A 12,002-nucleotide genomic window follows, 5' to 3' on the forward strand; every position below is an offset into this window, starting at 1 on the left:
TGTTTAAACAACGTTTATAGTGGTTTTTCGGTTTGAGACTTATGATACAGCCCCTCTATTTTTAAATTATTTATGACTAATTCCAGGACTTGTCATTTTTTCTGGAGCTAAAATACTTTCTAATTCTTCTTCATCTAGTATCTCTTCAGATAAGATGATATCTCTAACACGTTCATTGTTATTGAGTGCCCGTTTGGCAATTTCGGCAGCCTTCTGATAGCCAATATGAGGTACTAGGGCAGTAATCGTTCCGACACTTTGATCAACAAGTTCTTGACAACGTTCAGGATTAGCAGTGATGTCGGCAATACAATTATCAATAAAGGTCGCAATGCCATTTTGAAGAATTTTAATTGACTCAAAGAGTGAATAGAAAATGACAGGTTCAAAGGCATTCAATTCCAATTGTCCAGCCTCGACTGACATGGCGATTGTAGTGTCATTACCAACAACTCGATAAGCAATTTGACTCACTACTTCAGGAATAACAGGGTTTACCTTACCTGGCATAATAGAAGAGCCGTTTTGCTTTTTAGGTAGGTTAATTTCGTTAAAACCTGTTTTTGGTCCTGAAGACATCAAACGTAAGTCGTTAGCAATTTTTGAAAGACTAAGAGCGAATGTTCTTAGAACACCTGAAACAGCTGAAAACGAATCAATGTGCTGTGTGCCATCTACTAAGTCTTCGCTTTGTTGTAATGAAAGGTCGGTAATTTCAGCTAGAGTAGGAACAATTTGTTCGACATATTCCACATCCGCATTCAAACCAGTCCCAATAGCAGTTGCTCCCATGTTTACTACTAACATCTCTTCAATTACTTGAGTAAGTCTTTGATGAGAGCGACGCACTGCGCTGGCATAGGCTTTAAATTCTTGTCCTAAACGAATTGGGATGGCATCTTGCATTTGAGTACGGCCCATTTTGATGACATCGTTAAATTCTGAGGACTTTTTAGTAAGTGTTTTTTCTAAACGCTCTATTTCTTTAAGAAGGCCTTGAGATAGTTGATAAATCGTCAATTTACCTGCAGTTGGGATAACATCATTGGTAGATTGGCCATAATTCACATGGTCATTAGGGTGAACAGGATTATATTTACCTTTTTCTTTGCCTAGGATTTCATTGGCGCGATTCGCAACAACTTCGTTAATATTCATATTCATAGAAGTCCCTGCGCCACCTTGGATAGGGTCTACAATAAATTCTTGGTCTAATTCGCCTGTAAGAACTTCCTCACAAGCTTTAATGATTGCTTGCATAATTTCTTCACTGATAAGTCCCAGCTTACCATTTGTCATGGCGGAAGCTTTCTTAATATAAGCCAGGCTTTGGATAAAAATAGGATCTAGTAATTGTCCAGTAATAGGGAAATTTTCTTTTGCTCGGATAGACTGAACACCATAATAGGCAGTTTCCGGCACTTGATGAGAACCAATCGAATCATATTCTTCTCTAAATTCCTTGTTTTCAGGGTTTTTCATGGAATGCCTCCTAAAGTATTAGTATTTCTTGTTCATTATATAATGAAAGGGCTTTAACTTCAACATGGATTGAGTTATACTGGATATAACATAAATTTTATAAAGGGGTGCGGTAATGTTTCATGGAAAAGAATATGTTATGACCGTTTTTGAAGAGCAATCCTTTTCAAAAGCATCAGAACGTCTATTTGTCTCTCAACCCTCACTAAGTGCAAATGTTAAGCGGATTGAGAAACGTTTGGGTCATGATATCTTTGATCGATCCACTATACCGATCAAATTAACCGAATTTGGGGTGGAGTATATTCGTAATGCCAAGGAAATCCAACGAATAGAAGAAGATTTTCAGCAATATATTTCGAAGGTCGATAATTTACAGTATGGACGCATTGCTATTGGGGGAACAAGCCTCTTTGCTTCAATGATTTTACCCAAGTTAATGGCTAAGTTTAATGAGATTTATCCTGAAATTCAAATTGATTTATTTGAAGAAACATCAAGTAAACTAATCGCTTTATTGCACGAAGGAGAAATTGATTTACTACTTGATAACACTTTTTTAGATAGTCGTTACTATGATCATTATCAGTTTGTAACGGAATCTTTACTCTTAGCGGTTCCCGAAAAGTTTGAAGTGAATGACTTATTACAGGATTATCAGCTAAGTCTAGAAGTAATTAAAGCGCATGCTTCAGATTCTCTCAGTCTCCCGCTAAAATATTTGAAGGAATTTAAGGATGCACCCTTTGCTTTTTTGAAAGTAACCAATGATACTGGAGCTAGAGCAAGAACAATTTGTCAAGAAGCTCACTTTATTCCTAATATCGCTTTTGAAGTAGAGCAGCAATTAACGGCGTATAATATTTCTTCATCAGGTATCGCCGTTTCCTTCATTGGAGAAGCCTTGATCCAACATATTAGTCATACTGACCAAGTTAAATACTATCGTTTAGAGAGTGAAAATGCTAAACGACCGGTTAATTTCTATTGGAAGAGAGACCGCTATCAATCAAAAGCCGTCACTGCTTTTTTAGATATTTTGAGGGAAAAGTAAAATATTTTTTGTAAAGGGTTTCATTTTAGAACTTAGAGTGTATAATTGGTGATATAAGCTAAATGTTATATATTTTAAAAGGAGGAAGGCTTGTGAAAGTTAGAATTGAGCATGATTCGCTTGGAGAAATTCAGGTTCCAGCAGATAGGTATTGGGGGGCAGTGACGCAGCGATCTTATCAAAATTTTGAGATTGGTAGTGAAAAAATGCCTCGGGATGTTATTTGCGCCATTGCTTTAGTTAAAAAAGCGGCCGCAACTGCCAACCAGGCTTTAGGCGTACTCGATCAAGAACGCTCAGAACTGATTCAGCAGGTTTGTAACGAAATTTTAGCAGGCGATTTAGATGAACATTTCCCATTAATTGTTTGGCAAACAGGCTCAGGCACTCAATCTAATATGAATGTCAATGAAGTAGTTGCCAATCGTGGAAACGAGCTTGTAGGTAAACAATTACTTCATCCAAATGATCATGTCAATAAGTCTCAGTCTTCGAATGATGTTTTTCCAACAGCCATGCATTTGGCCGCATTAGTAAAAATTCATTCGCAATTGTTTCCAGTACTAGATCATATCATGGATACTTTAAGCATGATGGAAGAAAAGTACCGCCATGTTGTTAAAAATGGAAGAACCCACTTACAGGATGCTACACCCGTTACCTTTGGACAAGAAGTCAGCGGGTGGTTGTCATCGATTAAACAATCCAAAAGGATGATTGACTTAAGTTTACAACCTCTTTATGAAGTGGCATTAGGGGGAACAGCAGTCGGAACAGGCCTCAACACACCAGAAGGTTATGCTGAAAAAGTAGCACAAGTCTTAGCTGAAATAACGGATTTACCAATAGTTACTTCATCAAATAAATTTCATTCTCTAGCGAGCAAAGACGAATTAGTCTTTACACATGGGGCACTAGCAGCCTTGGCAAGCGATATGATGAAAATCGCTAATGACGTCCGTTGGCTAGCTTCCGGACCACGCAGTGGTATTGGGGAGATTACTTTACCAACCAATGAACCGGGCTCTTCTATCATGCCTGGAAAAGTGAATCCCACTCAATGTGAAGCATTAACAATGGTGGTAGCTCAAGTGATGGCTAATGATAGTTTAATGAGCTTGGCTAATTCACAAGGGAACTTTGAATTGAATGTCTATATGCCAGTGATGATTTATAACTTTATTCAATCCGTTCAATTGTTATCTGATGCGATTGCTTCATTTGATCATAAGTGTTTAGTAGGAATTGAAGTGAATGAAGGTCGTATGAAAGAACTAGTTGATCAATCGCTTATGCTTGTGACTAAGTTAAATACACATATCGGTTATGAGAAAGCGGCTGAGATTGCTAAAAAAGCTTTCAAAGAAGACACTACACTTAAAGAAGCCTGCTTAGCTCTAGGCTATCTAGAAGCAGAAGAGTTTGATCGTTTAGTTGATCCGTCTACAATGGTCTAATTAGAAAGGAAGTTAAAATGGATATTTTTGAAAAATCTTTAAAATTACATTATGATGTAGCTGGTAAAATTGAAGTAAATAGTCGTGTGAATATCGACACAGCTGAAGATTTATCTTTAGCTTACTCTCCAGGAGTAGCTGAACCTTGTCGTGTGATAGCTAAAGATTATGAAGAATCTTTTAAATTAACGCGTCGTAACAATCTAGTAGCAGTTGTAACAAATGGGACAGCGGTTTTAGGTTTGGGAGATATTGGTCCAGCAGCTGGCATGCCAGTCATGGAAGGCAAATGTGCCCTATTCAAACGCTTTGCCGATGTGGACGCTTTCCCAATATGTGTGGATAGCAAAAACGTTGATGAAATCGTTGATACAATCGCTATGATTTCTAAAAGTTTTGGCGGGATTAATCTTGAAGATATCTCAGCACCCACTTGTTTTGAGATTGAAGCTAAGCTAAAAGAACGCACTGACATTCCTGTTTTCCACGACGATCAACACGGTACAGCTATTGTAACAGCAGCAGCTTTGATTAATGCTATTAAACTAACCAAAAAACCTATGGGTAAATTGAAAATGGTTATTAACGGTGCAGGAGCGGCAGGAATTGCCATTGCCAAATTATTAATTCAAATGAATTTTGGCGAAATCATTATGGTAGATCGTAAAGGGATTATTTGTGATGGGAATCCAGATTTAGATCCAGCAAAAGCAGCTATTGCAAAATTGACAAATTCTAGTAAAATGCAAGGTGAACTAGCGGATGCATTGAAAGGAGCAGATGTCTTAATTGGCGTTTCTGCCCCAGATGTTGTGAGTAAAGAAATGGTAAAATCTATGAATGAACCATTAATTTTTGCTATGGCAAATCCGGTTCCTGAAATTATGCCTGAAGATGCAATCGCAGCAGGTGCTAAAGTAGTTGGAACGGGCAGATCAGATTACCCAAATCAAATTAATAATGTTTTAGCTTTTCCAGGAATATTTAAAGGAGCTTTATCCGTGCGTGCAAAAGAAATTACTGATAAAATGAAGGAAAGAGCAGCTATCGCAATTGCAGAAATGGTAGCTGAAGAAGACTTACGCCCGGACAATATCATTGTCTCACCCCTAGCGGATGGAGTGGCAGATGCTGTAGCTAAGGCTGTAGCAGATTGTGCAGTTGAAGAAGGTGTCGCTAGAATTTAGGGGTTCGTTTAATAAATCAAAGGAGTCGGTTAGCACCCTGCTGATTGACTCTTTTACTTATAGGAGTGTTTAAGATTGAAGCAAAAGATTAATAACAGGGATTTTCTAACGCATGGCCCTATGTGGAAAGTTATCTTAACAATTTCGGCCCCCTTAATGATTAATAATTTGGTACGTACCTTTTATACTGTGGCAGACGGTTTATTTTTGGCTCAACTTTCCGCTGAGGATTTTGCAGCCTCTGCTTTTTCGTGGCCTTTAAACTTTTTTTTTATTTCACTAGGCATGGGAATAGGAGTAGCAGCCACAGCTCTTTTATCAAACTTTTTAGGGTCCAAACAGTATGAACGAGTTCAAGTATATGTAGATAATACCTTGCTGTTGACATTAAGTCTGGGTATTGTTCTTGCTTTCTTAGGTTATCTAGCAACTCCTTGGATGCTGTCAGTTATGGGCGGAAGCGGAAGTTTTTTAGACAAATCAATTATTTATTTTAAAATAAGTTTTATTGGTCTTGCCTTTGATTTTGCTTACTTCACCTACCAGGCCATCTTAAATGCTCAAGGGAACACCAAAATTATGACGGCTATTTCTGCTATTTCGATGACAATCAATATTATATTAGATCCTATATTTATTTATGACAAAGTCCCAATACTTAATATTCCTGGTTTAGGTTGGGGAATAGCAGGTGCTGCTTGGGCTACTGTTGTATCTAAGATTGTATTAATTGTGCTAGCTATTTATGTAGTTAGCCAACAATCTAGAATTCAACCTCAATTGAAGGGGATTCGCTTTGATTGGCCAACCAGTCAACATATTATGAAATTGGCTTTACCATCTTTCTTAGGTTATGGGGGGTCTTCATTAGGATTTACGGTTATGAACGCTTTGATTACCTCATACGGAACAAATACACTGGCAGCTTTTTCTATGGTTAATCGTATTTCAGATATTGTGATGCAACCGCAAATGGGAGTAGGGATGGCACTTACTTCAATCGTTGGTCAAAATATGGGAGCCAAACTCTATACTCGCGCCAATCAAATTTTTAAACGAGCTATTATTTTCATTTTGTTTATGTCGGTAATCTCTTCTGCTTTGATGATTCTTTTCCAACAACCGATTTTAAGTATCTTCATTAAAGAATCAGCAGATAGCGACCTCTGGATGCAAGCCAAAGAGTACCTAGCTTATACAGCTTTCATTATTTTCTTTATGGGTTTATTTGCTGCCCTCAATGGTTTTTTCCAAGGCTGTGGTCAAACCAAATATTCTATGTTAATGACCTTGGGACGTTTATGGTTTATCCGTGTACCAATTGTCATGTACCTGCGTTACTTTACAGACTTAGGATCGACAGGTATTTGGATTTCTATGCTGGTTTCTAATATGTTGATTGTAGTATGGGGCTTCTATATCTATCGTAAAAAAGATTGGAAGACCTTGGTACAAAGGCAGATAGGTTAGTCTAAAAACTTAAGCAAAAATTAAAAGTGTAGGTGAAATTTTCACCTACACTTTTAATTTTTAATTATATCAGGCCATGCATCTGAATAAGTTGAACAATTTTTTGATAAGAGGCTATATCTGCTGCAGTTGCATAATTCTTACCCAAATCAAACTTTAAACAAGTTTCTTTACAGTTAGCAAAGATATCAGACATAATTGCTTGTAGTTTGTGATCGACATCTTCAAAAGACCACTGGAGACGCATTGCGTTTTGTGACATTTCTAAACCAGAAACAACCACTCCTCCCGCATTAGCTGCTTTAGCTGGAGCCCAAATAAAATCTTTACTCTGGTTGAACACCTCAATAGCTTCCGACATGCATGGCATATTGGCACCTTCAGCTAAAAAACGCACACCATTAGCGATTAAGTTTCTGGCTTGATGAGCATTTATTTCATTTTGTGTGGCACAAGGTAGGGCAATATCTGCTGCAATTTGACGCGACCAGATTGAGTCTTGTGAATAAGAAGCATGAGGGAACTCTTGAGTGTAAATAGATAGGTCTTTCTTATGGTGCGCAAGAATATCTTCTAAGTGATTAATATTGATGCCTCTTGGATCATAAAGCGATCCTTGACTGTTGGATACAGCTAATACCATTCCACCTAATTGCATAACCTTTTTGATAGCATTTAAACCAACATTTCCAAGCCCTGAGATCATAAAGCGTTTCTGTGATATTTGTTCCTTCTCTTCATTTAACATGGCTTGAAGGAAATAGATGAGACCGTACCCAGTGGCTTCTTCTCGACCAAGTGATCCATTAGCCAAGATAGGTTTTCCAGTCAAGCTTCCTAGCTCAACCCCCTTAAGGCGTTTATATTGGCCATACATATAACCAATTTCACGCTTTCCAACGCCGATATCACCGGCAGGAACATCTATTTTTTCATTAATATGTTTAGCTAGTTCAGTCATATAGGATTGACAAAAGCGCATAATCTCTTGATCAGATTTACCACGTGTTGAAAAATCACTTCCTCCTTTACCACCTCCCATAGGTAGACCAGTCAGGGCATTTTTCAAAGTCTGTTCGAAAGCCAAAAATTTCATTACACTCTCATTAACTTGTGTATCAAAACGTAAGCCTCCTTTGTAGGGGCCAAGTAAAGAAGAATGCTGGATACGATACCCCCAGTTTACATGGACTTGACCTTGGTCATCTTGCCAAGGGACTCGGAATTTAATGATTCTTTCCGGTGTAACCATACGCTCAAGTATCGCTTCTTTTTCTAGACTTTCATCTTGTTCAACTAGGGGCTCGATGGCGGATAAAAACGCTTTAACTGCCTGCAGATACTCGACTTGTTCACTGAATTTTGCTTGAAGATCATCATAAACATATTTCACATAGGGGTTTTTAAACATAATTGAGCTCCTAACTTATATTTTGAAATAAGTATAACATATAGAACAAAAGTTTAAGAGCAACCATCATGTTTGAGATCAATATAAGGTAAGTAAATTTATTTAGCGTTTATGCTAAAATATAAAAGTAATTGAAAAGAGAAAAAAGGGATGAGAATAATAAATAAGAAAAATTGTTCATATATTTTAGAGGGTCTAATTTTATCAGCGCTGGGTATAGCTCTCTTGCTGTTTAAGCTAAAAATTGCAAATATACTTTTAAATGGTCTAGCTATAATCATCTTAATAATTGGAGGGGTAGATTTTCTGGCGTATCTATTGGGTCATATATTTAATAACTCATCAAAAGTGAGGTTTTCACCACCAATAATAAGTCTAGGGCAGATTATTTTTGCATGCGGACTCTTGACTAATTCGCCCAATTTTTATTTATGGATGGTGCGTTGCGTAGGAATTTATCAGTTATTATTGGCTCTCTTAAATTTCTTTTCTTATTACCTAATGTTTAAAGATAAGGCCTTTGAGCGTTATCAACGTTTAGCTTTTGCAATTGCGAATTTTATATTTGCTATTGATAGTATTTTAATAATGAATCAGGGTTATCCTGCTTTGCTTCGTTTGGGTATCTACCTTATTTTTCTTGGAATCAGCTATCTATATGATGGGGGCTTTAACCTACTTGATCTTGAAAAGCAGCATATTTGGCGAAGAAGTCTACGCCTACCCTTGCCAGTGCTCTTTTCAGCTTTGTTTCCTCAGAAGTTAATTAGAAAAGTAGATGAAATACTGATAGACACGACCCAAGATATTGAATCCGATTATAGAGCGTCACTTTTGGCTAATGAAAATGACTTGCCAAAGCAAGAAGACAATTTAATTACTATCCAAATACCTGTTGGAAAATCAACATTTGATAGGGTGGGTCATATGAACATTGCATATAAAGATACTGTTTATTTTTATGGCAATCAAGATGATGACACTAGAAATTTGTTGGATACAAGTGGAGAAGGTGTCTTGGCCTTAATTGATCGTTCAGAATATCTATCCTTTTCATTAAAAAATCGTCTGACGATTGTAGAATATGATATCGCGCTTTCTAAACAACAAGCCCAGCAGTTAGAGGAAAAGTTGAATGGCATTAAAGAAAAAACAATTAATTGGCATCCTCAATCCAAGACAGTCCTAAATTCTTTTGTAGGAAAATTGATGCGTCAAACTAAATATACAAAATTTTATAAATTCAAAGAAGGGCAATTTCAAACATATTTTGTTTTTTGGACAAATTGTGTTTTATTTTCTGATGATATTATTAAGGAAATAGGGTTGGCTCTTTCCCCTTTGGTTGGAATCCAAACGCCAGGGACTTATTATGATTTCTTGGAAAGAGAATACCAGAAAGAAAAATCAATTATTTTAGAGCGAAGAGTTTACAATCGAGCTTTAGGAAATTATTTATCAAAGCTAGAATTATCAGCGGCTAAAAAGGGAAATTAAAATTGTAAAGGGATTTTCACTTTTCAAAGAGAATAGTATGGATACTTTACCCAGACATGAAACTTTCCTATAATAAGGCTATTGAATTGTAAAAGAGGGTAGAGAATGAAACGTAGTGATTTAAAAAATGCAAAACGAATTATTATTAAGTTAGGAACAAACACAATATTGTCCGATGAAGGGATTAATTTCACTAAATTAGATCGCTTAGCTTATGTCTGTGCTAGTTTGATCCAAGAAGGTAAAGAAGTTGTCATTGTTTCCTCGGGAGCTATTGGTGTAGGGAGTATGGACTTAAATGAAGCCAATTATCCAACTACCATTGCAGACCAACAAGCAGCTTCAGCTGTCGGTCAGACGTTATTAATGGGACACTATTCTCGCTTCTTTAAATATTATGGCGTGAATGTCGGCCAAATTCTTTTAACACGAGATGTAGTTGATTATCCTCAATCGCTACAAAATGTTCAAGTAGCCATGGATACCTTATTAAGACGAAAAATTGTCCCCGTTATTAATGAAAACGATGCGGTAGCAGTTGAGGAGTTAAATCATCAAACCAAGTTTGGTGATAATGACACCTTATCTGCTATTGTAGCTAAAATTACAGATGCTGATCTTTTAATTATTCTTTCAGATGTTGATGGTTTATATGACTCAAACCCACAACAAAACCCTCATGCTCAGTTAATTGATCAAGTGACTGAAATCACACAAGAAATTCAGCAAATGGCAATGGGAAAAGGCTCAGAATTTTCAACTGGAGGTATGGCTACTAAATTGAATGCAGCCGAGGTCATCTTTACTACCGATTCATCCTTAGTCATTACCTCAGGAGCCGATCCTTCGATAATTTTTGATATTCTAAAAGGTAAAAGTATTGGAACTTTTTTCCATCGGAAAGGGGATAAATAAAATGGCAACATCGATCGAATTATTAACCATTGGAAAAAGAGCAAAAGAAAACTTTGAAAAATTACGTAAGTTAAGCAGTCAAGCGAGAAACCAAGCTTTATTAGCTATGGCTCAATCTTTAGAAGAAAAGCAAGAAAGTATTTTAGAGCAAAATATTCAAGATGTAGAGAACGCGCGTGCGGATGGCATGGTAGCTGCCATGATCGAGCGATTAACCCTAGATGAAAAGCGTTTTGCATCAATGGTAGCAGGTATTCGAAAAATAGCTCAGTTAGCAGAACCATTAGCTAACACACGCAAGCAATGGGTGAATGAATTGGGCTTGCGCATTAGTCAAAGACCTGTCCCACTAGGTGTAATTGGCATTATTTATGAATCACGTCCCGATGTGACAGCGAATGCTTCTGGTTTATGTCTAAAGGCAGGAAATGCTGTTATTTTACGAGGAGGTAAAGAAGCCATCGCCACCAACCGAGCAATCGTTGAAGCCATTCAAGCAGGCCTTGAAATGGCTGGCTTATCTAGGTACTGTGTTCAGTTAATTACAGACCCTGATCGACAGTTAGTTACTCAACTCATGCAAATGAATCATTATGTTGACTGCTTAATACCAAGAGGAGGAGCAGGTTTAATTCAAAATGTGGTGAAAAATGCCACTGTTCCTGTTATAGAAACGGGAGTAGGCAATGTCCATATTTATATACATGAAAAAGCAGACTTTAAAATGGCTCAGACGATTGTTGTCAATGCTAAAACACAACGTCCTTCTGTATGTAATGCTGTTGAGACAATCATTGTTGATGAGGCTTTCGCTAAGGCTTACTTACCACAAATAGGAAATGCCTTGTTTGATGCCAATGTTCAAATCTTAGGAGATGAGCAAACACGTGACTTATTGCCATATTCCGTACAGGTTAGTGAGGAAGATTATGAGACAGAGTTCTTAGATTTAGTAGTGGCAATAAAAATTGTAAAAAATTATGACCAAGCGATTGACCATATCAGCCGTTTTTCAACTGGACACTCCGAAGCTATTATTACGCAAGACTATTCAGTGGCGCAAGATTTTATGAATGATGTCGATTCGGCAGCTGTTTATGTAAATGCTTCGACGCGTTTTACGGATGGTGAAGTCTTCGGATTCGGAGGAGAAATTGGTATCTCAACTCAAAAACTTCATGCCAGAGGGCCTATGGGATTAGAGGCGCTGACTACTTACAAATACCTCATTGAAGGTTCTGGTCAAATTAGAGAATAAAACAAGGGGCTGGGACAAAAGCCTTGAATAATTAAAGAAAGTCCGGTCAACGATATAATCGTTAATCGGACTTTTTCTTTAACAATATAAACAAAGAAAGCGTTTCCTGCTGTAATCGTAGTAATCACAAAGCCATTCAGGAGGGGTTTTCTATCTAGCAACAGTATACTATGAATCAAACTTGCTTGCTACTGGAAATGGATTGTTTATTCCCTTAAATGTTAAACGTAAATGATAATGTCTCAAGAGAACACAAATCAAAATGTCCCAC

Annotated in this window: 9 protein-coding genes; 7 read left to right on the forward strand and 2 right to left on the reverse strand. The window is 37.2% G+C overall.

The features are described 5' to 3' along the window. Positions 1 to 66 precede the first annotated feature (66 nt). Positions 67 to 1,482 (reverse strand): aspartate ammonia-lyase, encoded by a 1,416-nt coding sequence (locus ACQV2G_RS08585; protein ID WP_428875007.1) that lies wholly within the window; start codon positions 1,480 to 1,482, stop codon positions 67 to 69. Between the two features lie 115 nt (positions 1,483 to 1,597). Here ACQV2G_RS08585 and ACQV2G_RS08590 point away from each other — a divergent pair, with 115 nt between their 5' ends. The 4 genes from ACQV2G_RS08590 (at position 1,598) to ACQV2G_RS08605 (ending at position 6,650) form a co-directional block, all read left to right on the forward strand. Next, complete coding sequence (locus tag ACQV2G_RS08590) at positions 1,598 to 2,536, forward strand: LysR family transcriptional regulator (RefSeq protein WP_428874471.1); 939 nt, start codon at positions 1,598 to 1,600, stop codon at positions 2,534 to 2,536. 92 nt (positions 2,537 to 2,628) lie between these two features. Further along, positions 2,629 to 3,993 (forward strand): class II fumarate hydratase, encoded by a 1,365-nt coding sequence (gene fumC, locus ACQV2G_RS08595; RefSeq protein WP_428876605.1) that lies wholly within the window; start codon positions 2,629 to 2,631, stop codon positions 3,991 to 3,993. Positions 3,994 to 4,010: 17 nt separating this feature from the next. Then, the gene (locus ACQV2G_RS08600; RefSeq protein ID WP_428874473.1) at positions 4,011 to 5,180 is read left to right on the forward strand and encodes an NAD(P)-dependent malic enzyme; all 1,170 of its coding nucleotides are present in this window, start codon (positions 4,011 to 4,013) and stop codon (positions 5,178 to 5,180) included. Between the two features lie 75 nt (positions 5,181 to 5,255). Beyond that, positions 5,256 to 6,650, forward strand: a complete 1,395-nt coding sequence (locus ACQV2G_RS08605; RefSeq protein ID WP_428875008.1) for an MATE family efflux transporter — start codon at positions 5,256 to 5,258, stop codon at positions 6,648 to 6,650. 64 nt (positions 6,651 to 6,714) lie between these two features. Here ACQV2G_RS08605 and gdhA read toward each other — a convergent pair whose 3' ends face one another. Beyond that, the gene (gene gdhA / locus ACQV2G_RS08610; protein ID WP_428874475.1) at positions 6,715 to 8,061 is read right to left on the reverse strand and encodes an NADP-specific glutamate dehydrogenase; all 1,347 of its coding nucleotides are present in this window, start codon (positions 8,059 to 8,061) and stop codon (positions 6,715 to 6,717) included. Positions 8,062 to 8,211: 150 nt separating this feature from the next. Here gdhA and ACQV2G_RS08615 point away from each other — a divergent pair, with 150 nt between their 5' ends. The 3 genes from ACQV2G_RS08615 (at position 8,212) to ACQV2G_RS08625 (ending at position 11,731) form a co-directional block, all read left to right on the forward strand. Then, entirely contained in the window at positions 8,212 to 9,558 is a 1,347-nt protein-coding gene (locus ACQV2G_RS08615; protein ID WP_428876606.1) for a DUF308 domain-containing protein, read from the forward strand. 105 nt (positions 9,559 to 9,663) lie between these two features. Further along, the gene (gene proB, locus ACQV2G_RS08620) at positions 9,664 to 10,473 is read left to right on the forward strand and encodes a glutamate 5-kinase (protein WP_428874477.1); all 810 of its coding nucleotides are present in this window, start codon (positions 9,664 to 9,666) and stop codon (positions 10,471 to 10,473) included. A 1-nt stretch (position 10,474) separates the two neighbouring features. Further along, the gene (locus tag ACQV2G_RS08625; protein ID WP_428876607.1) at positions 10,475 to 11,731 is read left to right on the forward strand and encodes a glutamate-5-semialdehyde dehydrogenase; all 1,257 of its coding nucleotides are present in this window, start codon (positions 10,475 to 10,477) and stop codon (positions 11,729 to 11,731) included. The last annotated feature ends 271 nt before the right edge of the window (positions 11,732 to 12,002 follow it).

It is taken from the genome of Facklamia sp. P12955, from assembly GCF_050409565.1.
Classification (GTDB): Bacteria; Bacillota; Bacilli; order Lactobacillales; family Aerococcaceae; genus Facklamia.